The sequence below is a fragment of the Antribacter soli genome, assembly GCF_021568775.1.
Taxonomy (GTDB): Bacteria; Actinomycetota; Actinomycetes; order Actinomycetales; family Cellulomonadaceae; genus Antribacter; species Antribacter soli.
The window spans coordinates 172,511-195,083 of the sequence record NZ_JAKGSG010000025.1 but is presented as its reverse complement, the minus strand read 5'-3'; the positions used below and the strand labels follow the sequence as shown (position 1 = coordinate 195,083).

General features: G+C 72.6%; 20 protein-coding genes. 9 read left to right on the top strand and 11 right to left on the bottom strand.

The window, feature by feature from the left end; all coding sequences use genetic code 11:
• Positions 1 to 8: 8 nt before the first annotated feature.
• Together L1785_RS08355 and L1785_RS08350 are read right to left on the bottom strand one after the other, a co-directional pair.
• A complete protein-coding gene (locus tag L1785_RS08355) occupies positions 9 to 1,199 on the bottom strand; it encodes an RNA polymerase sigma factor (protein ID WP_236088752.1) in 1,191 nt (396 codons plus the stop codon).
• A 24-nt stretch (positions 1,200 to 1,223) separates the two neighbouring features.
• Positions 1,224 to 1,616, bottom strand: coding sequence for a YciI family protein (locus tag L1785_RS08350; RefSeq protein ID WP_236088751.1), 393 nt, complete (start codon positions 1,614 to 1,616; stop codon positions 1,224 to 1,226).
• A gap of 177 nt (positions 1,617 to 1,793) precedes the next feature.
• On the opposite strand from L1785_RS08350, the gene L1785_RS08345 reads away from it, so the two are divergent.
• Positions 1,794 to 2,537, top strand: a complete 744-nt coding sequence (locus tag L1785_RS08345) for a class I SAM-dependent methyltransferase (protein WP_236088750.1) — start codon at positions 1,794 to 1,796, stop codon at positions 2,535 to 2,537.
• A 152-nt stretch (positions 2,538 to 2,689) separates the two neighbouring features.
• Here L1785_RS08345 and L1785_RS08340 read toward each other — a convergent pair whose 3' ends face one another.
• On the bottom strand, positions 2,690 to 3,250 hold the full coding sequence (locus tag L1785_RS08340) for an NUDIX domain-containing protein (RefSeq protein WP_308113295.1): 561 nt from the start codon (positions 3,248 to 3,250) through the stop codon (positions 2,690 to 2,692).
• Positions 3,251 to 3,373: 123 nt separating this feature from the next.
• Here L1785_RS08340 and L1785_RS08335 point away from each other — a divergent pair, with 123 nt between their 5' ends.
• Positions 3,374 to 4,411 (top strand): zinc-dependent alcohol dehydrogenase family protein, encoded by a 1,038-nt coding sequence (locus L1785_RS08335; protein ID WP_236088749.1) that lies wholly within the window; start codon positions 3,374 to 3,376, stop codon positions 4,409 to 4,411.
• Positions 4,412 to 4,441: 30 nt separating this feature from the next.
• Positions 4,442 to 4,714: an acylphosphatase gene (locus tag L1785_RS08330; protein WP_236088748.1), complete on the top strand. Its 273-nt coding sequence runs from the start codon at positions 4,442 to 4,444 to the stop codon at positions 4,712 to 4,714.
• Positions 4,715 to 4,724: 10 nt separating this feature from the next.
• On the opposite strand, the gene L1785_RS08325 is transcribed toward L1785_RS08330, so the two are convergent.
• Together L1785_RS08325 and L1785_RS08320 are read right to left on the bottom strand one after the other, a co-directional pair.
• The gene (locus L1785_RS08325) at positions 4,725 to 6,038 is read right to left on the bottom strand and encodes a serpin family protein (RefSeq protein WP_236088747.1); all 1,314 of its coding nucleotides are present in this window, start codon (positions 6,036 to 6,038) and stop codon (positions 4,725 to 4,727) included.
• Positions 6,039 to 6,106: 68 nt separating this feature from the next.
• Entirely contained in the window at positions 6,107 to 6,904 is a 798-nt protein-coding gene (locus tag L1785_RS08320; protein WP_236088746.1) for a hypothetical protein, read from the bottom strand.
• A gap of 348 nt (positions 6,905 to 7,252) precedes the next feature.
• Here L1785_RS08320 and L1785_RS08315 point away from each other — a divergent pair, with 348 nt between their 5' ends.
• Positions 7,253 to 8,908: an HNH endonuclease gene (locus L1785_RS08315; protein WP_236088745.1), complete on the top strand. Its 1,656-nt coding sequence runs from the start codon at positions 7,253 to 7,255 to the stop codon at positions 8,906 to 8,908.
• Positions 8,909 to 9,053: 145 nt separating this feature from the next.
• Positions 9,054 to 10,748, top strand: a complete 1,695-nt coding sequence (locus tag L1785_RS08310) for an AbfB domain-containing protein (RefSeq protein WP_236088744.1) — start codon at positions 9,054 to 9,056, stop codon at positions 10,746 to 10,748.
• 36 nt (positions 10,749 to 10,784) lie between these two features.
• On the opposite strand, the gene L1785_RS08305 is transcribed toward L1785_RS08310, so the two are convergent.
• On the bottom strand, positions 10,785 to 12,170 hold the full coding sequence (locus L1785_RS08305; RefSeq protein ID WP_236088743.1) for an NAD(P)/FAD-dependent oxidoreductase: 1,386 nt from the start codon (positions 12,168 to 12,170) through the stop codon (positions 10,785 to 10,787).
• Between the two features lie 127 nt (positions 12,171 to 12,297).
• Between L1785_RS08305 and L1785_RS08300 the strand changes: the two genes are divergently transcribed.
• Positions 12,298 to 13,440, top strand: a complete 1,143-nt coding sequence (locus tag L1785_RS08300) for a sensor histidine kinase (RefSeq protein WP_236088742.1) — start codon at positions 12,298 to 12,300, stop codon at positions 13,438 to 13,440.
• 20 nt (positions 13,441 to 13,460) lie between these two features.
• Here L1785_RS08300 and L1785_RS08295 read toward each other — a convergent pair whose 3' ends face one another.
• Positions 13,461 to 13,655 carry a hypothetical protein gene (locus tag L1785_RS08295; protein ID WP_236088741.1) on the bottom strand — a complete coding sequence of 65 codons (195 nt, stop codon included), beginning with the start codon at positions 13,653 to 13,655 and terminating at the stop codon, positions 13,461 to 13,463.
• A complete protein-coding gene (locus L1785_RS08290) occupies positions 13,652 to 14,398 on the bottom strand; it encodes a response regulator (protein WP_372461836.1) in 747 nt (248 codons plus the stop codon). The genes L1785_RS08295 and L1785_RS08290 overlap by 4 nt, the downstream gene beginning before the upstream one ends.
• Positions 14,399 to 14,545: 147 nt before the next feature.
• Here L1785_RS08290 and L1785_RS08285 point away from each other — a divergent pair, with 147 nt between their 5' ends.
• Positions 14,546 to 15,157 carry a DUF305 domain-containing protein gene (locus L1785_RS08285; protein WP_236088739.1) on the top strand — a complete coding sequence of 204 codons (612 nt, stop codon included), beginning with the start codon at positions 14,546 to 14,548 and terminating at the stop codon, positions 15,155 to 15,157.
• Positions 15,158 to 15,344: 187 nt separating this feature from the next.
• On the opposite strand, the gene L1785_RS08280 is transcribed toward L1785_RS08285, so the two are convergent.
• Positions 15,345 to 16,535: a PP2C family protein-serine/threonine phosphatase gene (locus L1785_RS08280; RefSeq protein WP_236088738.1), complete on the bottom strand. Its 1,191-nt coding sequence runs from the start codon at positions 16,533 to 16,535 to the stop codon at positions 15,345 to 15,347.
• A gap of 200 nt (positions 16,536 to 16,735) precedes the next feature.
• Between L1785_RS08280 and L1785_RS08275 the strand changes: the two genes are divergently transcribed.
• The gene (locus tag L1785_RS08275; protein ID WP_236088737.1) at positions 16,736 to 18,733 is read left to right on the top strand and encodes a thioredoxin domain-containing protein; all 1,998 of its coding nucleotides are present in this window, start codon (positions 16,736 to 16,738) and stop codon (positions 18,731 to 18,733) included.
• Here L1785_RS08275 and L1785_RS08270 read toward each other — a convergent pair.
• Both L1785_RS08270 and L1785_RS08265 read right to left on the bottom strand, forming a co-directional pair.
• Complete coding sequence (locus L1785_RS08270; RefSeq protein ID WP_236088955.1) at positions 18,718 to 21,084, bottom strand: ATP-binding cassette domain-containing protein; 2,367 nt, start codon at positions 21,082 to 21,084, stop codon at positions 18,718 to 18,720. The genes L1785_RS08275 and L1785_RS08270 overlap by 16 nt on opposite strands.
• Positions 21,085 to 21,159: 75 nt before the next feature.
• Complete coding sequence (locus L1785_RS08265) at positions 21,160 to 21,486, bottom strand: DUF5808 domain-containing protein (RefSeq protein WP_236088736.1); 327 nt, start codon at positions 21,484 to 21,486, stop codon at positions 21,160 to 21,162.
• A 98-nt stretch (positions 21,487 to 21,584) separates the two neighbouring features.
• Here L1785_RS08265 and L1785_RS08260 point away from each other — a divergent pair, with 98 nt between their 5' ends.
• Positions 21,585 to 22,559: a squalene cyclase gene (locus L1785_RS08260; RefSeq protein ID WP_236088735.1), complete on the top strand. Its 975-nt coding sequence runs from the start codon at positions 21,585 to 21,587 to the stop codon at positions 22,557 to 22,559.
• The last annotated feature ends 14 nt before the right edge of the window (positions 22,560 to 22,573 follow it).

Here is a 22,573-nt window from a genome sequence, read left to right as displayed (position 1 = left end):
CGACTTCCTCATGGCTCGGCGGCCCGCGCGCGGGCGGCCTGACGGACCAGGTGGTCACGCTCGGCGACCTCCGTGGCCCGGCGGGCGGCATCCGCGTACGCCGTGGCGGCGGCAGGGAGGTCGCCGCCGAGCTCGTGCAGGTAGCCGCGGACGGCGTGCCACCGGTGCCGCTCGCCGAGCACCTCGCGCAGCCGGTCGGTCTCACGCAGCCCTGCGGCGGCGCCGAGCATGTGGCCGACCGCGACCGCACGCCCGAGCACCGCGGCGGGGTCTTGCCGCACCGGGTCGTCGGTGAGGGCGACGAGGTCGTCGTACCAGGCGAGGATCTGCGGCCAGTCGGTCTCCTCGGCGCGTGCCGCGTCGTCGTGGAGGGCGGCGATGGCGGCCTCGACCTGGTAGCGGCCGGGGCGCTGGACGGCCAGCGCCGACTGCAGGACGCGTACGCCCTCGGCGATCTCGCGGGTGTCCCACAGGCCGCGCTCCTGTCGGTCGAGCGTGACGATGCGACCCTCTGGGTCGAGTCGCGCCGGGAGGCGGGCGTGGTTGAGGAGCATCAGCGCGAGCAGGCCTCGCGCCTCCGGTTCCTCGGTGGCGAGGGTGAGCTGGCGGGCGAGCCGGATCGCCTCGCCGGCCAGGTCCACCCGGCCCGCGTGGCCGGCCGCGTAGACGAGGTAGAGCACGCGCAGCACGACGGCGAGGTCGCCGGGCTGGTCCAGGCGACGCCCCTGCAGGGCGCGTTTGGCCCGGCTGATCCGCTGCGCCATCGTCGCCTCCGGCACGTAGAAGGCGTCGGCGATCTCCCGGGTGGTGAGGCCGCCGACGGCGCGCAGGGTCAGCGCCACCTGGGAGGCGGGCGTGAGGTCGGGGTGGCAGCAGCAGAAGAGCAGGAAGAGCGCGTCGTCGCCCTCCTCGGTGGCGGCGGGCCGCGGCTCGGAATACGTCGCCTCCTCCCGGCGGTGCCGGGCGGCCTCGCTGCGGCGGGCGTCGACGAGCCGCCGGGTCGCGACCGTCGCCAGCCACGCGCGGGGGTCGCGCGGCGGGTGCTCGGGCCATACCCGCAGCGCCTCCAGCAGCGCCTCCTGCAGCGCGTCCTCGGCGGCATAGAAGTCCTCGCCCCGCCGGACCATGCCCGCGAGCACCCGAGGGACGAGGGCGCGCAGCGCACCGTCGTCCAGCCGTCGCGTCGGCTCGTCGATCATGCCGGGTCCGTCGTCCGAGGGCGCCTAGGACATGACCTCCCGGACGTCGATCCACTCGTACAGCGGCTTCCCGCCCGGGCCGGGCTCGGAGGAGACGTAGGCCGCGAGCTCGACCGCGCGCTCGTGCGACTCGACGTCGATCATGTACCAGCCCGCCACGAGATCGCTTGTCTCGGGCAGCGGGCCGTCGGTGGTGACCGGCGCGGCATGCGGGCCGCCGTAGCGCACCCAGGTGCGCTCCGGCGTGAGCGCCTGCGCGTCGACGAACTCACCGTTCTCCTCGAGCAGCTCGCTGACGTGCTTGAGGAAGGCCATGTGCGCCTCCACGTCCTCGGGGGCCCACTGGTCCATCGGGGGCACGGGACGGTGGGGCGCAGGGCCGCCGCGGTAGTGCTTGAGGAGGAGGTACTTCGGCATGGTGGTCTCCTGATGTCGTGGGCCGCGCCTGTCGTGGCCCCTTCACCTTCTGAGCGGAGCCGGTCAGAGCTTCTCGACATGTCATCACTCATCGAGCTCGGAGGTCCAGGGTCGGCCCGATGCCGAGCTTCGGCAAAAGGACTCGGTGGATGGCGGCGACGATGGCAGGGTTGCCGGATGGACGTCACTGGTGACCCGACCCGGGCTGCGTGGGCGATCGCCTCGCGCAAGTACGAGCACGAGTACGCCGAGCACCTCGAGCGGGCACGAACCGCTGAGCTCTTCCCTGCCGAGGTTGACGCTCTTGGCGAGATCGTCGGCGGCGCCGAGGTAGTTCATCCGATGAGCGGCCACGGGCTGGACGACATCGCTCTTGCGCGTCTTGGGGCGCGTTCCGTGCACGGACTGGACTACAGCGAGGCGGCCGTCTCGAGCGCGCAGCGCCGAGCCGACGAGCTGGGTGTGCCGTGCCGGTACACGCGGGCGGTCATGCCCGCGAGCGGGCTGGACGGTGCAAGCGCCGATCTGGTCTACACCGGGAAGGGCGCGCTCATCTGGGTCTCCGACCTCCGAGCGTTCTTCGCGGAGGTGCACCGCCTTCTCCGGGCAGGCGGCTGGTTCTACGTCTACGAGGCGCATCCGCTCGTGCCGTTGTGGGCCTGGGATGCCGATGAGATCCGAGTTCGCGCGGATCGCGGTTATTTTGCGCCCTCGCACGTCAACGACACGTTCCCCGGCAATGGCGCCGTGGAGCATCAGAACACGCTCGCGACGATCGTCATGACATGTCGACGTGCAGGCTTCGAGATCGAGCACCTCGAGGAGCACCCCGAGCCGTTCTGGCTCCCAGCAGGCGTCGGTGCTGCCGCCTGGGACGGACGCGTCCCCAACACGTTCAGCCTGCTCGCACGCCGAGTCTGACGTCCACCGACGCGGGAGACGCCCTTCCACCCGCTGCAGGGCAGGGTGGATGCGCCGGCGGACCTTGCCGGCCGTGGGGGAACCAACGGAAATTCTGTGGGGCCGCGGCCGGGCACGATCGAGCGCGAGCCCGCGTGGTCCCGGCGTGCCGGTCAGACGGTCACGCCGTTCTCGCAGAGCAGCGGTCCGGTCCCGGTTCGCTGGGCGTCGAGTGCGCAGGCGACGCGTCGGGCCAGTGACGGCTTGGCCAGACGGTGGACCTCGTCAGGAGGGCACAGCCGTGCGGAACGGAGCTCCGTGTCGTCGAGCGTGAACCGTGCGAGGTCGCCGTCGGTCACCTGCCCGCCCTCGAAGATCCAGCAGAGGCCGGCTGTGAGCGCCGCCGTGGCGTCGGCGGCCTCCTGAGGCGTGATGTGGCCGGCGGCGAGCAGGCTCGGCAGCATGCTCTCCGCCGTTGCCTGGGCAGTGAGGTGGTCGATCACCAGCGGGCGGCCGACCGTGAGCTCCAGCCCGAGCTCCTCCCGTACCTCCCGGGCAGCCGCGGCCCACGGTGCCTCGTCAGCCTCCACGACCCCGCCAGGGATCTCCCAGCCGGGCTTGTACGTCGGCTCCACCAGGACCACCCGCCCGTCGTCGCTGTGGAGCAGGACGCCGGCGGACAGGCGCTGACGCGGGAAGCGTGCGGCGTACTCGGCCCACGGGAGAAGGTCCACGACCAGCACCGTAGCCCAGGCGGCGGGCGAGCCGCCGGCCCACCACCGGTGCCGCCGTCGGACCGAGAGGATCGCCGCCGGTATGGTCGGCGTCGAACCGCGGCTTCAGGAAAGGCAGGCGCGATGCGCGCAGTGATCTTCGACGCCATCGGCGCGACCCCCGAGGTGCGGGATGTGCCCGAGCCCGTCGCGCCCGAGGGCGGCGTCGTCGTCCAGGTCGAGGCGACCGGGCTGTGCCGCAGCGACTGGCACGGCTGGGTGGGCCACGACGACATCGCGCTGCCGCACGTGCCCGGCCACGAGCTGGCCGGCGTCGTGTCGGCGGTCGGCGCCGGCGTGGAGAAGTGGGCTGTCGGCGACCGGGTGACCGTGCCGTTCGTCTGCGGCTGCGGCCGCTGCGAGTGGTGCGCGCAGGGCGACGCCCAGGTGTGCCCCGACCAGCAGCAGCCAGGGTTCACGCACTGGGGCTCGTTCGCGGAGCGCGTCGCGCTCCACGCGGCCGACACCAACCTCGTCGCCATCCCGGCCGACGTCAGCTTCGAGGCGGCCGCCGCTCTCGGCTGCCGGTTCGCCACCGCCTACCGCGGACTCGCAGGCCGCGCCGCCCTCCGCGCGGGCGAGTGGGTGACCGTTGTCGGCGCCGGGGGCGTCGGGCTGAGCGCGGTGATGATCGCCGTGGCGCTCGGTGCGCGGGTCGTCGCGGTCGACCGCAACCCGGAGGCGCTCGCGGTCGCGACGTCGCTGGGTGCCGAGGAGGTGGTGGTCGCCGACGGGATCACGGACGTGCCCGGGGCCGTGCACGCGCTGACCGGCGGCGCCCACGTCGCCGTCGACGCCGTCGGCAGCGAGCAGACGTGCGCCGACGCGATCCTCAGCCTCCGCCGGCGCGGCCGCCACGTACAGATCGGCCTCCTGCCGCCCGTCGACGGGCACCCGCGCGTCCCCATGGCACGCGTGATCGGGTGGGAGCTCGACGTGCTCGGCAGCCACGGCATGGCGGCGGTCGACTACCCGGGGATGCTCGCGCTCATCGAGCAGGGTGCGCTCCGGCCGCAGGACCTCGTGGAGCGCGTGATCGGGCTCGAGGAGGCCGCGGCGATGCTGCCGACCTTCGATCGCGCCACGGTCGCGGGGATGACGATGATCCGGCCCGGTCGCTGACGGGCTGCCCCGGCCGCATATCCTGACGGCATGGCCCGGCGGGTACGCGTGACGGTGCACGGAAGGGTGCAGGGCGTCGGCTTCCGAGCCGCCGTGGTGGACGCAGCGCGCCGGCTGCCCGTCGGGGGCTTCGTACGGAACGCGCCTGACGGCACGGTCGAGGCGGAGGTCGAGGGGGAGCCGGACGCCGTCGAGGCCCTGGTCACCGTGCTGCGCGAGGGCCCGCTGGGGGCGATTGTGACCGCCGTGGACGTCGCGGAGCTCCCGCCCCGCGGCGAGACGGGCTTCCGCATCACCCGCTGAAGACGTCTGCTCAGTGCCGCGGGTCGCTGATCGAGGCCAGGAACAGCGGCCAGCCCGTCGGCGCGTGCGCGATGCGCAAGGTGTAGGGGCGGTCCACGGTGAACGTGTCGTCGGCGATCTCGGCGCTGGTCACGGCGGCGCCGATCTCGGTGACCGCGGCGGCGACGGTGCCGTCGCCGTCGACTTTGAGCACCGCCTGCTGGGCGGCCTGCTGGATGACGAGGTCCTTGTCGGAGATGCCGTTGAGGTCGGGATCGGTGAACAGGCCGCCGAGGCCGGCTGCCGAGAGGGCGGGGCAGAGGTCGACGGGTTCGGTGGCGATGTCGAGGGTTGGCATCGTGACCTGTACGGAAGCGGGCTCTGCGGCAGTGAGGGCCGCGTCCAGGGCGGTTGCCACGGCGTCGTCGGGCACAGGATCCTCTCCCTCGGGCGGGAGGATCACATCCGCGTGGAAGCCCTCGGTGTAGGGGAGGCGGACCGCGGTCCACCCGTCGTGCTCCGCCCGCGCCACGTGGAGCCCCTCGCCGACCGCCTCGGCCTGGACCTCGGTCCCGTCAGGCAGCCGGAACGGCGCGTCGAACGGGTCGCCCATAGGCGTCTGCCAGCCGGCCACGAGCACGACCGCGTTCTGCAGCACCAGCCGGAGGTCGGGGTCGGGCTCGATCGCGCTCCGCTCGATCAGGCCGCCGGAGTGTTTCTGCACCCAGGCGTCCAGGACGGCCTTGCCGTCCTGCGTCGAGAGGTCAGCCTGCTGTACCCCCGCACCGAACGCAGCCGCCAACGCGTCGAGGTAGTCCTGCTTCGCGGCGAACCCGTCGTCGAGCACCACCTGGTCGGCCAGGTGCAGCACCGGCCGCTCAGGGAGGTCGTCGTCCTGGGCGACCCCGGGGTCGCCGTCGTACTCACCGACAGCCGCGATCAGCGCGTTGTACGCGTCGGTACGCTCGGTGCCCGTCGCGCCCAGGGCGGCGTCCAGCTCCTGCGCCGTGTGCCCTTCGGCACCCTCCGCAAGCATGGCCAGGGCCACGGCGAGGGACGCCGGAGAGACGACGTTCACCGGTGCCACCTGGTCCGACGGCGCGCACTGGCCGACGGTGTCTCCTCCCGTCGTCGGATCAAGCATCGTGAGGCCGAGGCGCTGCGTCGCTGCGACGACGTCGTCCACGGAGGCCGTGTCCGCGACGGTGACGCCGTTGCGGCCGACGTCGGACACCACGAGCCCCGCGTCCGGCGCCGGGCCGCAGGCACTCACGGCGAGTGCAGACGCGACAGCGGCAGGTACGACGGCGGCCAGGCGCGTCGGCGGGCGGAAGCTGCGGCGCATCGGGACTCCTGACGATCGAGCCGGTCTACCCCGCTCATGTGCCCGTGCCCGGCAGCCTTGCATTTGTGTCATGACCGCTGTGCGCGGGCGTAGCACAGCGGCAGGAGCTGGAGGCCGAGCGCGCTCGCGATGAACCGGTGGCGGCGGTCGTGGGTCAGCTGCGCGACCCAGTCGAACGCGCCGACGTCGACGATCTCTGGTGCGTTGCCCGCCGGGTCGGGTACGCGCACCCGGACGCGGAGGCCGCCGTAGTAGCCCGAGAACAGAGGCTCGCGCGTGACGGCCAGACCCATCGCGGTGAGTCGCGCGCTGACGCGGTCGCCGAGCCTGGCGTGCGCCTCGTCCACGCACACGATCGCCTCGGGGACACCGGCCTGGAGGCCGAAGCGGTCGGCGGCGGTGTGGATGGTGCGCAGGTGCACTGCGAGCTGCTCGGCGACCGCGTGCACCTCGAACCCGTCCTCGGGTTCGCCGCGTCCCGCCTCGGCGAGAGCGAACAGACGGAAGTGGGCGGTCCGCCCCGCTACGGGCTGGACCGGTCCGGGGCGCAGCGTCTGGTGGACGGTCGTGAGCCGCACGTGCGCCCGCGGCTCGATGGCCAGGCGACCAGCAGCCTCGATCGCCAGCACGTTGGTCGGGTCGGACACCACCTCGGTTCCGCGGGTGGTGGTGACCGCCCGGTCCTGAGAGGTTGGGGACACGACCGAGGTCGTGCCCAGCGGGGTCACCGGCGACAGCAGCACGGCGTCGTAGCCGACGGCGGCCTCCAGGGCGATGGCGTCGTAGGCCGTGGCGGTGCGCTGGTCGAGCGGGCTCGGCCGCACGGCGGCGTCCGCCTGCCACTGGCGTCGCAGGTCCGCGGGCATCGGCGAGGTAGGCAGGGCGTGCTTCGCTGGGCGACCGGTACCGCGCGGGCTCTTCCATGATCGTCACCCTGCCGGAGCCCCGGCAGCTCGACATAGACATTTCCCGTCGCCCGTCCAGCTGGGCCGGGCGGCGTGGAACCGGCCGTTGCACAGGGTCGAGTTGGTGGCGTGGGGCGTGTTGGTGGTGTTGTGCGGGTCCGACGCTGACGCGGGGGCCTGTGGATAAAGTATTTATCCACATCTTTCGTCATCATCTGGCATGTCGCACGGTTGTTCGATAGGCTGGCTGGTGTCGGGCAGGGGGCCAGGCGCCGGACCCCTTCGGGGTCCGGACAGGGGGCGGCGGGGGTGGTCGTGGTGGTGCTGGCGATGACGCCCGGGCGGGACGGCCGCATGGCCGGTGAGCTCCAGAACGTGCCCGCCGGGCTGGCGCGGGTGCTGGCCAGCCTCACCGGCCGGGCGGTGCCGTCCCTGGACGACGGGGGCCAGGCGGTCCTGTCCGGGCTGGGTGATGCCGGGCTGCTGGACGTGGCGGCGGGCTGGCAGCGGCTGATCGGGTGGGCGCTGGCCGGGCAGGCGGCGGTCGCGGCCGAGCTCGCCTCCCGGCGGGGCTGGTCGGCCGAGCACACCGCGGCCGCGTCCGAGCTGGGGGCGCACCTTGGGGTCCCGGACGGTGAGGCGAACAAGATGATGGCCCGCGGCGCGGGCCTTTCCACCCATCCCGAGGTGGCCGAGGCGCTGGTTGCCGGGCGGATCGAGGTGGTCAAGGCCGACCTGCTGCTGTTCGCCGGCAAGACCCTGACCCTCGCCCAGCGCCGGGCCGCGATCGACGATGTGCTGCCGGGGGCGGCGGACCGGTCCCGCGGCTGGGTGCGGGACAAGATGAACGACCACGCCCGCCGCCACCTGAGCGTGGTCGAGCAGGCCAGAACCGAACGGGAGGCCCGGGCGGTCTACCTCGACCCGGTCGACGGCTCCACGATGGCCTGGCTCAGTGCGCACCTGCCCGCCACCGACGCCGCCGCCGTCTGGCAGAGCGTCGACACCGCCGCGCGGGCGCTCAAGCGCGCAGCGGGATCCACCCGCACCCTGGCCCAGGCCCGTGCCGACGCCCTCACCGCGATCCTCACCGGCCGCCTCGTCGTCCCCGAGCGGCCCACCTGCACCCCGCCGGCCACCACGACCACGAACACGACCGTGACGGCGATCGAGGGGACCGTGACGGCCCCGGAGTACGCGGCGGGCGTGCCCCGCACCACCGCCGTCGGGTCGGGGTGCGTGTGCGGGGGGTGCCTGTGCGGCGCGACCCGGATCACGGTGCTGCCCGTGCGGGCGCAGGTCAAGGTCACCATCGCCGCGACCACCCTGGCCGGGCTCGATAGCCACCCCGGGCACCTGGACGGGTGCGGACCCATCGACGCCGACACCGCCGCAACGCTCGCCGCCGACGGGACCTGGCAGCGGCTGGTCACCGACCCCGTCACCGGGATACTCCTGGACCACTCCACGAGCACCTACACCCCCGGCGCCGCCCTACGCGCCGCCGTGCTCGACCGGGACCGCACCTGCTGCTTCCCGCAGTGCGACCGCCCCGCGACCGGCGCCGACCTGGACCACATCACCCCGTTCGACCACACCCTGGACCCCGCGCACCAGCCGGCGGGCACCCCCGGCCAGACCCGGGCCGGCAACCTGCAATCCCTGTGCCGCCGGCACCACAACGCCAAGACCCACCACGGCTGGACCGCCCACCGCCACCCCGACACCGGGCACACCGTCTGGACCGCACCCACCGGCAACACCTATGCACGGCCCGCCACCACCCTCGGCAGGCCGGCACCCACCAGCACCAGCACCCAGACCGGCACTGGCGCCGCCGACGTCACCAGCCTGCACGACCACACCCGACGACTCCTCGGCCGCACACCGACCGACCACCCGACGGCCGACACCTCGCCCACCCAGCCGACACGCCCTGACCCCGGCAACGCCCCACCCTTCTGACGCGGCCCGAAGGCGGCAACCTGCTCTGGCGAAAGAATCCAGGGTGAAAAAACTCCAGGAAAACGTCTTCCCAGCGGCCCGCTGGTGACGTTAACCTCGTGGCGGCTCAACGAAGAGCCCACCATCAAACGCAATGGGGCTGATGATGACCAGACACGAGCACGCGCACCACCACGCACGCACGACCGTCCCACCGGTGTCCCGCAGGTCCTTCCTGATCGGCGCTGCCGCAGCACCGGTCCTGGCCTGGGGTGCGGAGCCCGCCGCTTCCGCCGTGTTCGGCGTGAGCCCAGCCACCGCAGCCGCGGTGACCGCGCACCCGAGCATGCTGCACACCGCCTCGGACCTGACCCGGGCCCGCGACCGGGTCGCCTCCAGCCTCCAGCCGTGGAAGTCCGGCTGGGACCGCCTCGTCGCCAACGGGCGGTCGCAGTCGACCTGGACGGCGCGCCCGCTGGAGACCGTGATCCGCGGCGGGGACGGGTCCAACTACGCCCAGCTCTATCCCGACATCCACGCCGCCTACCAGAACGCCCTCCGCTGGCGGCTCTCCGGGAGCGCCGCGCACGGCAACACCGCGGTCGCGATCCTCAACGCCTGGTCCGGGACCCTGCGGACGGTCACCGGCAACGCGGACCGATTCCTCGCCGCGGGGATCTACGGCTACCAGTTCGCCAACGCCGCCGAGCTCGTGCGCGACCACCCGGGATTCGACCGCACCCGGTTCCGGAACATGCTCCTCAACATCTTCCACCCGCTCAACGAGCAGTTCCTCACCAACCACAACGGCGCGGTCATCACGAACTACTGGGCCAACTGGGACCTCTGCAACATGGCCTCGATCCTCGCGATCGGCATCTTTGCGGACCGCGACGACCTGGTGGCCCGCGCCATCGACTACTTCGAGACGGGTGCGGGCAACGGGTCGATCGAGCACGCGATCCCGTACGTCTACGAGAGCGAAGGCCTCGCGCAGTTCCAGGAGAGCGGCCGGGACCAGGGCCACACCGTCCTGGGCATGGGCCTGCTGGGCGCGTTCTGCGAGATGGCCTGGAACCAGGGCGTGGACTGCTACGGCTACGGCGGCAACAGGTTCCTCAAGGCTGCCGAGTACGTCGCGAAGTACAACCTCGGGTTCGACGTGCCGTTCACGGACTACACCTGGCAGTCCGGCCCCAGCACGACCGCCCCGCACGTCGGGTGGGCCACCCACACCGAGGTCAGCTCCGCCGGCCGGGGGCACATCCGGCCGGTGTGGGAGTCGATCCTCGGGCACTACGAGGGACGCCGAGGCATCTCGGCCCCGTGGGTCCGGCAGATGGCGGAGAGCATCCGGCCCGACGGCGGCGGCGGAGACTACGGCACGGCCTCGGGCGGGTACGACCAGCTGGGCTTCGGCACGCTCCTGCACGCCCCCGCCGCGACCGGGATCAACCGGCTTCAGTCGTACAACTTCCCGGACCGGTACATCCGGCACGCCAACAACGTGGGCCGGATCGACCCGAACGTCTCGCCGGCCGCGGACGCCCAGTTCCGCCTCCGTCGCGGCCTGGTCCCCGGGAGCAGCGGCCGTGTCTCGTTCGAGTCCGTGAACTTCCCCGGCTACTACCTGCGCCACTACGCCTACGAGATCCGGCTCGAGCGGCACGACGGCTCCGCGACCTTCGCCGCCGACGCGACGTTCCAGCAGGTCGCCAGCCCGCTCAGCTCGGCGCACGTCATGTTCCGCTCGCACAACTACCCGGACCGCTACCTCCGCCACCTGAACTACGTCCTGCGGGTCGACCCGCTCTCGTCGGACCAGGTTCGCGCCGACGCGTCGTTCCGGGTCGTCGCCTGATCACCAACATCGCCTGAGCTGGAGCTCGCCGGGCGGTCAGGCCAGCCCGGCGAGCTCCGCCATGCGCGCGACACCGGCCGGCGCGTTCCGCTTCAACCGCGCGACGACGTCGGCCACGTCAGCCCGGCCGACGTGCTCAGGCCCGATCCGCGACGGGTTGAGCACGGTCGTGTTCGCCCATGCGCGGATTTCCGGGTCGGCGCCGAACCGCAACGACGCTCGGTTGCCCAGCACCTGCATCGCCATCCAGTCGGTGGGCGTGTCGCTGTACGGAGTAGGGGGGCACAGTGCGTTCTTCTCGGCGTCGTCGTCGCGCGTCGCCTCGACGAACCCTGCGAGCGCGGCCCCGAAGCACGGGAACCCGGTCCGGATCGGCTGCAGCGTGATCGTCTCGCCCCAGATCGGGACCAGCGGCGAGTACTTCAGGCCGGGCGCGGCGCAGTGCACGACGACGGAGCCTCGTCCCGTGACGACCTCACCGCCGTCGAACACGAGCCGGTCGCTGACGGCGCGCCGGATGTGCCCCAGGCGCACGACGTTCTCGATCCTGCGGAGCTCGTCGAGCTCCCACCGCGCGAGGGTCGGCGTCTTGGCCATCGTGGGCGTCACCGAGCGGTCGATGCGGAGCATGATGCCGAGGTCCTCGAGGCGGAGGAAGAGGTCGTCGGGCGACGTCGCCTCCGCCGCGGCGCCCAGGAGGTCGCCGGCCATGCCGAGGAAGATCGCCGGATTCGGCTGGATGACGGCGCGGTTGAGCATCCACGGGTCGCGCGGCCGGACCCAGCAGATGGCGTCCGGATCGACACCTTGGGCAAGCAGCCAGATGCACGCGTCGGTCGCCGTCTTCCCGGAGCCGACGACGACCCACCGCTCGGGCATCCCACCGAGCTCGAGCGACGGCAGGGTCCCGACCGGTACGACGCGCGCACCGTCGTCGACGGCGAACGGTGGCGGGGTCGTCGCCGGGATGTCGGGGGAGAGGTACCGTGCGTCGACGACGCGGCGCCGGACGCGCACCTCGACGGTCCCGCCGGTGCCGAGCGAGCGGAGCGTCCCGCCGCCGAGATGCTCGTGCCCCGGGTAGAACTCGACCCTGCCCGAGGCGAGCAGCCGGTCGTCGAGGACCTTCGCGTAGTAGGCGGTGATCTCGGCGCCCGTGGCGCGCTCGTGCAGGCCGGTCTCGGGGCCCTCGGTCTGCAGCCGCCCGGTGCCCATCGGCGTCGACGCGACGCCGTAGAACGGCGAGGCCTGGTGCAGGCGGACGAACGGGTAGGCGTCGAGCCAGTGGCCCCCGGCGCCGGCGCGCCGGTCGACGAGGATCACCCGCGCTTCGGGGTCGTGGTCGATGAGCGCGTCGACGAACGCCATCCCGGCGGCCCCGGCGCCCACGACCAGGTAGTCCGTCTCCACCGCGCGAGCCATGGTTTCACTGCAGCATCGCCCCGACGGGGAGTCAACCGGCGGCGCGGGTGACTACATTGACGTCGCGGGCGGTTGACGTCGCGTGCGGCGTCAGGCGGCACCGAGGCGAGCGATGGGAGCGGGACGGGTGGTATCCAGGTTCTCAGGCATCGGGAGCCGCCTCGTCGCGGCCATGGTCCTGGTGGTGGTGTCAGGCGGCCTGGCGGCGTGGCTGGTCGCTCCCGCGGTGGGCCCGGGGGTCTTCCGCCAGCACCTGGAGCGGGCAGCGCACGAGCCGGGGAGCCTTGCCGCGCACGCGCTGGAGGCGTTCGCATCCGCCAGCACGGTGACGCTCGCGGTGGCGCTCGGCGCCTCGGTGATGACGTCGCTGGTGATCAGCCTTGTCATGTCGCGCCGGGTGGGCTCGTCGTTGGGCGGCATGTCGGCGGTGGCAGCTCAGGTCGCCTCGGGCCGGTTCGACGTGCGGGTGGTGCAGCCGCGCATCGGTTCCGAGTTCGACGAGCTCGCTGATGCCATCAACGGGATGGCGGGGCGCCTGGGCAGGAACGAGGAGATGCGCAGGCGGCTGATGGCCGATATCGCACATGAGCTGCGGACACCGGTGGCCACGATCGCGGGATACCTGGACGCGCTCGAGGAGGGCGTGGAGGAGCTGACGCCCGCGACGACGGACGTGCTGCGGGCGCAGGCGTCGCGACTGACGCGGCTCGCGGACGACCTGTCCGCCGTCGCGCGGGCGGAGTCCGGAGCGATGCCGCTCGACCTGGTGCCGGTCCATCCGGGCGAGCTCGTGGAGGTGGCGGCCCACGCGGTACGCGCACAGTACGCGAGCGGGGCGGTGCGTCTGACCACCCACGTGCAGCACGGTGTGGCGCCGGTGGCCGCGGACCGGGACCGGTTCGGTCAGGTGCTGGGAAACCTGCTCGACAACGCTCTGCGGCACACGCCGGCGGGAGGAGAGGTGCGGCTGACTGCCCAGCGGTGTGGGAACGGGGTGCGGTTCACGGTGGCCGACTCCGGGGAGGGGATCGAGGCCGAGCACCTGCCGCACGTGTTCGAACGGTTCTACCGCGTCGACTCCGCTCGCGATCGTGGCCATGGCGGTTCGGGGATCGGCCTGGCGATCGTCCGGGCGCTGGTCGTGGCTCACGGCGGTGCCGTGTCCGCCTTCAGTGCGGGCGCCGGGCGGGGCGCGACGTTCGTCGTCGACCTGCCCGCCCGGGCCGCGCGTCACCGCTGGCCGGCCCTTGCGGGTCCGCACCATCCGTAGCGTGGGGCGGACGACGTCGGTCAGCCGAGCTGGTCGATCGCCGACTGCAGCGAGTGCCGGTAGCCCTCGGACGTGGAGGTCGCGCCGGTGACCGTGTCGAGCCGGATGAGACCCCGCGAGCGCCGGCCGGGCCCGGAGTCCAGCCTCCAGCCGGGCGCGGGTGCCGACGCGTGACGAGCGGGGGAGGGCGTGGTGGCGCCGGTGATGGCGGTCATGCCCCCGTTCCGATCCGATACCCGACCCCGCGCACCGTGCGGACGAACCGCTGCTCGGTGGCTGTGTCGCCCAGCTTCTGCCGCACGTGCAGCACGTGGACGTCGACCAGGTGCTCGTCGCCGTACCAGTCCTGACCCCACACCGCCCCGATGAGAGCCTGCCGGGACAACGCAGTGCCCGGCCGCGAGGCGAGCGCGGCCAGGACATCGAACTCGGTGCGCGTCAGCGGCACAGGCTCGCCGTCGAGACCGACCTCGCGCGCCTCGACGTCGATCCGCAGCGCCCCGATCTCGATCGCGGGCGTGCGCGCCGCCTCGGCGGGCCGAGGTGCGCCTGTCGGCCTGCGCGGTCTGCGCATCATCGCCTGCACGCGGGCCATGATCTCGCGCGGCCGGAACGGCTTGGTCACGTAGTCGTCGGCGCCCACGGACAGCCCCACGACAGTATCGATCTCCTCGGCGCGCGCGGTGAGCATCAGGACGTAGCAGTCGGAGAAGGTCCGCAGCGTCCGGCACACCTCGATCCCGCCGAGCCCCGGCAGGCCCAGGTCGAGGACGACGACGTCGGGATCCAGCTCGCGGAGCACCTCCACGGCGGCGGCGCCGTCGTGGACCAGGTGCGCCTCGAAGCCTTCCCGCTCGAAGTACCCGCCGAGCAGGCGAGCCAGGGGGATCTCGTCGTCGACGACGACCACACGCTGGGGTGAGGGGGCAACAGGCACCGGCCCATTGTCCCAACCCATCGGACCGCCCCGGCCGATCGGGGCGACCTCGAGCGTTCTTCATCGAATCTTGATCCGGCCGCGAGACGGAGCGCAGGGCGGAACGCCCAGACTCGGACACGTCGAAAACCCGTGCCGCCGACCGGCGGCCAGAGAGAGGAACCCTTCGTGACCCTGACCCTCCGTCGAACCCTGCGTGCCACCACCGCCGCCATCGCGCTGGCGGTGGCGCTCGCCGCCTGCTCCGGCACCGAGGACCCCGCCGGGGGTGACGCCGAGGCGGGCACGACCGCCGCGGGGTCCGAGCACAACGACGCCGACACCGGGTTCGCGCAGATGATGATCATCCACCACGAGGGCGCGGTCGAGATGGCCGGTCTGGCCGCCGAGAAGTCGAGCACCCCTGAGATCAAGGACCTCGCGGAGCGGATCGCCGGGGCGCAGCAGCCGGAGATCGACCTCATGACCGGCTGGCTGACCAGCTGGGGCGAGGACCTGGAGGGGATGGACCACTCCGGCATGGACATGGGCGGGATGGACATGGACGGGATGGACCAGGCGGAGGCCATGGCCATGCTCGGCGGGCTCAGTGGCGCGGAGTTCGACGAGCACTTCCTGCACCTGATGACGGCCCACCACCAGGGCGCGATCGAGATGTCGCAGGCCGAGATCGAGGACGGCGTGAACGAGGAGGCGACCACCCTGGCCCAGACGATCATCGACGCCCAGACGCAGGAGATCAACGAGATGGCGGAGCTGGCCGGAAGTCCCGTGGGCTGACGTGCGCCCAAGGCGGGCGGGGCGGCCGACTCCGGCCGACCGCCCGCCGTCGGCCCGGTCTCTCACGAGGCAGACGAGAGCGTTCCCGGCGACGTTCTCGACATGCTTGCCGCCTGGATGTCGCCCCTCGAGGGCGCGACGACGGAGTCCGGGACGTGCTGAGCCGGCCTGCGGCGAAGAGGCGGCGTCAGTCCCGGTCGCGCGCGACGACGACGACCGTCACGTCGTCGTCCAGCAGTCCGTGCCGCCTCGCGTGCTTCTCCATGCGGGCGAGGAGGTCGTCTGCGTCGGCCGACACGTTGACCAGCGCCGCCACCTCGTCCAGGGCGGTGAGGGTCGAGTCGTACAGCTCGAGGACGCCGTCGCTCACCGAGACGAAGGAGTCTCCCGGACGGAGCGTCAGCGTCCGTTCGGGGCGGGTCCCCACGTCGTCCAGCAGGCCGAACGGGACCCCGGCGGACCCGACGCGCTCGTGGCTGCCGTCCGAGCGGACGTGGACCGACAGCCCGTGCCCGGCATCGACGTAGGTCAGCTCACCCGTCGCGGCGTCGAGCGACGCGTGCAGGAGCGTGGCGAAGGCTCCGCACCTGGCCATCTCGGGCCCGAGCTGCATCTCAGCCGCCTGGACGGCCTCCGCGGGCGAGAGCCCACCACGCGCCGTGAGCGCCGACCGCAGCCCGGCAGCGAGCACGGCGCCGAAGACGCCCTTACCCATCACGTCGGCGATGCACAGGTCGACCCGCTCGCCGTTCTCCCACCACGTGCAGAAGTCGCCGCCGACCACCTCCGCGGCCATCGCCAGCCCGGCCACGCGGTAACCCCGGCGGACGACAGGCCGGGGCTGGAGGTTGTGCACCATGTCCTCCACCTGCACCCGGTCCAGGTCCTCGGCGATCGTTCGCTCCGCCCAGCGGGCGAAGCGCTGGAGGACGGCCAGCTCGTCGCCGGTGACCGTCCTGGGCTTGGTGTCGACGATGCACAGCGTGCCGATCCGCGTGCCCTGCACCGTCAGCGGGGCGCCCGCGTAGAACCGCAGCCTTGGTTCGCCCGCGACGAGCGGCAGGTGAGCGAACCGCGGGTCCTTCGTGGCGTCCGGCACCACGAGCGGCTCCCGTTGCTGCACCGTCACCGAGCAGAACGTCTCCGGGCGCGGACGATACATACCGCGCAGCTCGCCCGGCATGGCGGAGCTGATGATGACCCGGTCGTCGTCCACCAGGTTCAGGAATGCCAGCGGCACACCAAAGGCGTCCTGAACCAGCCGCGTGATGCGGTCGAACCTCTCCTCACGCCCGGAGTCCAGGAGCCACAGCGCATCAAGGACAGCCAGCCCGCGGCGTTCCGCCGTGGCGACCGCACCGTTGGTGTCGTCCAGCATGGTGGCTCCCTCCTGACGTTCCCCGAACCGGGTCCCGCGCTCGCCACGATAGGCACCATCAAGACCGTCAGTCCCGTCGCTGGAGGCAACTTCGCCCGCCGCCGCCAAAATTTCGCCCGCCCCTGGGCTGTCCCTCGCGCGCCTGAGATCCAGCAAGAGGTCTCTCGCTCGTGGCGCGCCCCCGCACCTAGGCTGATGAGATGCCGAACCGCCTCGCGACGGCGACGAGCCCGTACCTGCTCCAGCACGCGGACAACCCCGTCGACTGGTGGGAGTGGGGCGAGGCCGCGTTCGCCGAGGCCCGGCGGCGCGACGTTCCGGTCCTGCTGTCCGTCGGGTACGCGGCGTGCCACTGGTGCCACGTGATGGCGCACGAGTCGTTCGAGGACGACGACGTCGCCGCTGCCGTCAACTCCCGCTTCGTCGCCATCAAGGTCGACCGCGAGGAGCGTCCCGACGTCGACGCCGTCTACATGTCGGCGACGACCGCCATGACGGGGCAGGGCGGGTGGCCCATGACCTGCATGCTCACCCCGGACGGCGAGCCGTTCTACTGCGGTACCTACTACCCGCGCGAGCACTTCCTGGCGTTGCTCGACGCCGTCACGCAGGCGTGGACGGAGAGCCGCGACGCCGTCGTGCAGCAGGGGGCGGCCATCACCGAGGCGGTGGCGCGCAGGTCCTCTCCTCCGGCGCCGGCCGCGCTCGACGCCGTCGCCCTCGACCGCGCCGTGCGCCTCGTCGCCCGCGACGCCGACCCGGCGAGGGGCGGGTTCGGCGGCGCACCGAAGTTCCCGCCGTCGATGACGCTCGAGCACCTCCTGCGCCACCACTCCCGTACGGCAGACCCCGAGGCGCTGGGCCACGTCGAGCGCACGTGCGAGGCGATGGCCCGCGGCGGCATCTACGACCAGCTCGCCGGCGGGTTCGCGCGCTATGCGGTCGACGCGGCGTGGGTCGTGCCGCACTTCGAGAAGATGCTGTACGACAACGCCCAGCTCGTGCGCGTCTACCTTCACCTGCATCGCGCGACCGGCTCGGCGCTCGCGGAGCGCGTCGTCCGCGAGACCGCCGACTTCCTGCTTGCGGACCTGCGCACACCCGACGGCGGCTTCGCCTCGGCGCTCGACGCCGACACGGACGGCGTCGAGGGACTCACCTACGTCTGGACGCCCGAGCAGCTCTCGCAGGTCCTGGGGCCCGACGACGGCGCGCGCGCCGCGCGGGTCCTGACCGTGACGCCCGAGGGCACGTTCGAGCAGGGCACCTCGACCCTCCAGCTCCGCAGCGACCCGGACCCGGACTGGTGGCCCGGCGTCCGCGCCCGGCTGGGCGCCGCCCGCGCCGGGCGGCCCCAGCCGGCCCGCGACGACAAGGTCGTCACGGCGTGGAACGGGCTGGCGATCGCCGCTCTCGCCGAGGCGGGGGTCCTGCTCGGCGTCCCCGCGTACGTCGAGGCGGCACGCCGGTGCGCGGAGCTCGTCCTGCGCGTCCACCTCGTCGACGGGCGGTTGCGGCGCGTGTCGCGCGACGGCGTCGCCGGCTCGGCACCCGGCGTCGCCGCCGACCACGGTGACCTCGCCGAGGGGCTCCTCGCGCTGCACCAGGCCACGGGCGAGGCGCGGTGGCTCGAGGGGGCACGTGACCTGCTCGACGTCGCGCTCGCGCGGTTCGGCGACGGCTCCGGCGGCTTCTTCGACGTCGCCGACGACGCCGAGCGTCTCGTGAGCCGCCCGAAGGACCCCGCCGACGGGCCCGAGCCCTCGGGGCAGTCGTCGCTCGCCGGCGCGCTGTGCTCCTACGCCGCGCTGACCGGCTCGCCCCGGCATCGCGAGGCCGCCGAGGCCGCTGTGGCGGCCGCGGGAGGGCTCGCTAGGCAAGCACCGCGCTTCGCGGGATGGACGCTCGCCGTCGCGGAGGCGCTGGCCGCTGGCCCTTTGCAGGTCGCCGTCGTCGGGCACGACGACGCGGCGCGGGACGAGCTCGAGCGCGTCGCCCGCCGCGCGACGTCGCCCGGGCTCGTGGTCGCCGTCGGTGAGCCGGACGCTCCGGGGGTGCCGCTCCTCGCCGACCGCCCGCTCGTCGACGGGCGGGCGGCCGCGTACGTGTGCCGCGGGTTCGTCTGCGACCGGCCCGTGACGTCGGCCGAGGACCTCGCCCGGGCACTCGGGACCCGACCCGGTCAGGCGCCGACGTAGGCCGCGAGGTGTTCGCCGGTGAGGGTGGATCGGGCGGCGACGAGGTCCGCGGGCGTGCCCTCGAAGACGATCCGGCCGCCGTCGTGGCCGGCGCCAGGCCCGAGGTCGATGATCCAGTCCGCGTGCGCCATGACCGCCTGGTGGTGCTCGATGACGATGACGGACTTGCCGGAGTCGACGAGCCGGTCGAGCAGGCCGAGCAGCTGTTCGACGTCGGCGAGGTGCAGCCCGGAGGTCGGCTCGTCAAGGACGTAGACGCCGCCCTTTTCCCCCATCCGCGTGGCGAGCTTGAGGCGCTGGCGCTCGCCGCCGGACAGCGTGGTGAGCGGCTGGCCGAGGGTGAGGTAGCCGAGACCGACGTCGTCGAGCCGGGCGAGGACGGCGGCAGCAGCCGGGGTCTTGGCGTCGCCGTGGGAGAAGAAGTCCAGCGCCTCCGCCACGGGCATCGCGAGCACCTCGGCGATGTCGCGGCCGCCGAGCGTGTACTCCAACACGGAGGCCTGGAACCGCTTGCCGCCGCAGTCCTCGCAGGGCGTGGCCACGGTCTCCATGAAGCCCAGCTCGGTGTAGACGACGCCGTTGCCGTTGCAGGTCGGGCAGGCGCCCTCGGAGTTGGCGGAGAAGAGCGCCGGTTTGACGCCGTTGGCCTTGGCGAAGGCCTTGCGGATGGGCTCGAGGAGCCCGGTGTACGTGGCGGGGTTGCTGCGCCGGGAGCCGCGGATCGCGCTCTGGTCGATCATGACGACGCCGTCCTGCGGCGACACGGACCCGTGGACGAGCGAGCTCTTGCCGGAGCCGGCGACGCCGGTCACGACGACGAGGGCGCCGAGCGGGATGTCGACGTCGACTCCCTGGAGGTTGTGGGTGGTGGCGTCGCGGATCTCGATCGCGCCGGCGGGTGTGCGCACGGTCTCCTTGAGGGAGGCGCGGTCGTCCAGGTGCCGTCCCGTGACGGTGCCGCTCCGCCGCAGCCCGTCGACGGTGCCCTCGAAGCAGATGGTGCCGCCGGCGGTGCCGGCTCCGGGGCCGAGGTCGACCACGTGGTCGGCGATGGCGATGGTCTCGGGCTTGTGCTCGACGACCAGCACGGTGTTGCCCTTGTCGCGCAGCCGCAGGAGCAGGTCGTTCATGCGGGCGATGTCGTGCGGGTGCAACCCGATGGTGGGCTCGTCGAAGACGTAGGTGACGTCGGTGAGCGACGACCCGAGGTGCCGGAGCATCTTGATGCGCTGCGACTCGCCGCCGGAGAGCGTGCCGGAGGGGCGGTCGAGGCTCAGGTAGCCCAGGCCGAGCTCGACGAAGGAGTCGAGGTTCTCTCCCAGGCCCTTGAGCAGCGGCGCCGCCGCAGGCAGGTCCAGGCTCCGGACCCAGTCGGCGAGGTCGGTGATCTGCATCGCGCAGACGTCCGCGATGGAGCGGCCGGCGATCTTCGACGACCGTGCGGCCTCGGACAGGCGGGTGCCGTCGCAGTCGGGGCACGTGGTGAAGGTCGCGACGCGCTCGACGAACGCGCGCACGTGCGGCTGGAGCGCGTCGAGGTCCTTGGAGAACATGGACTTCTGGATCTTGGGGATCAGGCCCTCGTAGGTCATGTTGATCCCCTGGATCTTGACCTTGGTCTGCGCCTTGTAGAGGAAGTCGTCGAGCTCCTTCTTGCTGTAGTCGCGGATCGGCTTGTCCGGGTCCACGAAGCCCGACTCGGCGAAGCCGCGCACCATCCAGCCGTCGGCCGTGTACCCGGGCACCTTGATCGCTCCCTCGGAGAGCGACTTCGAGTCGTCGAACACGGCGGTGAGGTCGAGGTCGGAGACCGAGCCCCGGCCCTCGCAGCGGGGGCACATGCCGCCGAGGTACACGGCCTCGCGCACCACCTTCTTCTCGGTGCGACCGTCCTTCTCGGTACTCATCACCCCGCTCGCCCTGGTCGTCGGGACGTTGAACGAGAAGGCGGTGGCGGGCCCGATGTGCGGCTCCCCGAGCCGGCTGAACAGGATGCGGAGCATCGCGTTCGCGTCCGTCACGGTGCCCACCGTGGAGCGCGGGTTGGCGCCCATCCGCTCCTGGTCGACGATGATCGCCGTGGTGAGGCCGTCCAGCGCGTCGACCTCGGGCCGCGCCAGCGTCGGCATGAACCCCTGGACGAACGCGCTGTACGTCTCGTTGATCATCCGCTGCGACTCCGCGGCGATCGTGGAGAACACCAGCGAGCTCTTGCCGGAACCGGAGACGCCGGTGAAGGCCGTCAGGCGCCGCTTCGGGATCTCGATGCTGACGTCCTTGAGGTTGTTCACCCGCGCGCCCTGGACGCGGATCAGATCGTGGCTGTCGGCAAGGTGCAGCTCGGTGCTCATGTCCATGACCGCCACGCTACGTGCGGCCCCGGCGACCGCGCTTCTCGATTCCTGACCAGTGGGGGCGTGCCCGACTCAGCCGGCCAGCTTCTCGCGTACCACGGCCACGACCTTGCCCACGTTGATCGTCCAGCCGACCCCGAACACCCGCGGGCCGACGAAGTGCTCGCCCTCGGGGTTCCACAGCCGCTCGCGGATGCGCGCGAGGGTCGGCACGCGGAAGTCGTAGGGCACCACCGCGGCGACCTTGCCGTTCCACGTGCGCTCGTCCGCCGGCGTACGCAGCTCCTTGACGACGGCGGCCACCGTCAGTGCCATGGCCACGAGCGAGATCAGCTTCTTCAGCCCGCCCCGGCGCATCTCCACCGTCGTGTCACCCTTGTCGTGCTTCGTCGAGCCCATCTCGTCCTCCGCGTCGTCGACGTCGTCCCCTCGACTCCATCCTGGACCTTTCCGCCGTCGGACGTCGGCCGCGCGCGGGTTCTCGCTACAGTCGATCCATGGTTGACGACACCCTCGCGTGGCTGCTCGACTCCGACCCGGCGGTGCGGTGGCAGGTCGAGCGAGACCTCCTGCACGAGCCGGCCGACGTGTGGGAGGCGACGCGCGCGAGGATCGCGACCGAGGGGTTCGGCGCGCGGCTCCTCGCGCTGCAGGACCCGGACGGACAGTGGGCGGGCGGCGCCTACTTCCCCGCCGGCTTCGACTTCTCGGGCCCGGAGGCCGCCGAAGGCGCCGGGCAACCGTGGACGGCCACGACCTGGTCGCTGACCATGCTGCGCGAGTGGGGCCTCGATCCGGGCGTCCTGCGGGAGCGGCGTACGGCCGAGCTCCTGGCGACGAACAGCCGATGGGAGTACGACGACCTGCCGTACTGGGGCGGTGAGGTCGACTGCTGCATCAACGCCTGGACCGTGGCGAACGGGGTGTGGCTGGGGGCCGACATCACCGGGATCGTCGAGTGGTTCCTCGAGCACCGGATGCCCGGCGGCGGGTGGAACTGCGAGTGGGTCGCGGGCTCCACGCGGTCGTCGTTCCACTCGACGCTGAACTCGCTGAAGGGGCTGATCGCGTACGACGCCGCCACCGGCGGGACCGACGCGACGCGCGAGGCGCGGCGCAGCGGCGAGGAGTACCTGCTCGAACGCGACCTCTACCGGCGCCTGTCGACGGGGGAGCCGGTGGCGTACTGGGTCAACCGGTACGCCTACCCGTTCCGCTGGTTCTACAGCGTGCTCAACGCCGCCGAGTACTTCCGGCAGGCGAGGCTGCTCGACGGCGGACGACCCGACCCGCGCATGGCCGAGGCGATCGAGATGATCCGCGCCGCCCGGCAGCCTGACGGCACCTGGCTCCAGGAGCGACGCCACCCGGGGCGGGTCTGGTTCGAGGTCGACGTCCCGGCGGGGGAGCCCTCGAAGTGGCTGACGCTCTACGCCACGCGGGTGCTCGACTGGTGGGACCGCGCGGCGTGAGCCGTGCCGGTCGC

Excerpts from the sequence above, each read along its gene's own strand:
- L1785_RS08355 (WP_236088752.1), bottom strand. The coding sequence starts at position 1,199 with ATGATCGACGAGCCGACGCGACGGCTGGACGACGGTGCGCTGCGCGCC.
- L1785_RS08350 (WP_236088751.1), bottom strand. The coding sequence starts at position 1,616 with ATGCCGAAGTACCTCCTCCTCAAGCACTACCGCGGCGGCCCTGCGCCC.
- L1785_RS08345 (WP_236088750.1), top strand. The coding sequence starts at position 1,794 with ATGGACGTCACTGGTGACCCGACCCGGGCTGCGTGGGCGATCGCCTCG.
- L1785_RS08335 (WP_236088749.1), top strand. The coding sequence starts at position 3,374 with ATGCGCGCAGTGATCTTCGACGCCATCGGCGCGACCCCCGAGGTGCGG.
- L1785_RS08330 (WP_236088748.1), top strand. The coding sequence starts at position 4,442 with ATGGCCCGGCGGGTACGCGTGACGGTGCACGGAAGGGTGCAGGGCGTC.
- L1785_RS08325 (WP_236088747.1), bottom strand. The coding sequence starts at position 6,038 with ATGCGCCGCAGCTTCCGCCCGCCGACGCGCCTGGCCGCCGTCGTACCT.
- L1785_RS08320 (WP_236088746.1), bottom strand. The coding sequence starts at position 6,904 with ATGCCCGCGGACCTGCGACGCCAGTGGCAGGCGGACGCCGCCGTGCGG.
- L1785_RS08310 (WP_236088744.1), top strand. The coding sequence starts at position 9,054 with ATGACCAGACACGAGCACGCGCACCACCACGCACGCACGACCGTCCCA.
- L1785_RS08305 (WP_236088743.1), bottom strand. The coding sequence starts at position 12,170 with ATGGCTCGCGCGGTGGAGACGGACTACCTGGTCGTGGGCGCCGGGGCC.
- L1785_RS08295 (WP_236088741.1), bottom strand. The coding sequence starts at position 13,655 with ATGACCGCCATCACCGGCGCCACCACGCCCTCCCCCGCTCGTCACGCG.
- L1785_RS08290 (WP_372461836.1), bottom strand. The coding sequence starts at position 14,398 with ATGGGTTGGGACAATGGGCCGGTGCCTGTTGCCCCCTCACCCCAGCGT.
- L1785_RS08280 (WP_236088738.1), bottom strand. The coding sequence starts at position 16,535 with ATGCTGGACGACACCAACGGTGCGGTCGCCACGGCGGAACGCCGCGGG.
- L1785_RS08275 (WP_236088737.1), top strand. The coding sequence starts at position 16,736 with ATGCCGAACCGCCTCGCGACGGCGACGAGCCCGTACCTGCTCCAGCAC.
- L1785_RS08270 (WP_236088955.1), bottom strand. The coding sequence starts at position 21,084 with ATGAGCACCGAGCTGCACCTTGCCGACAGCCACGATCTGATCCGCGTC.
- L1785_RS08265 (WP_236088736.1), bottom strand. The coding sequence starts at position 21,486 with ATGGGCTCGACGAAGCACGACAAGGGTGACACGACGGTGGAGATGCGC.
- L1785_RS08260 (WP_236088735.1), top strand. The coding sequence starts at position 21,585 with ATGGTTGACGACACCCTCGCGTGGCTGCTCGACTCCGACCCGGCGGTG.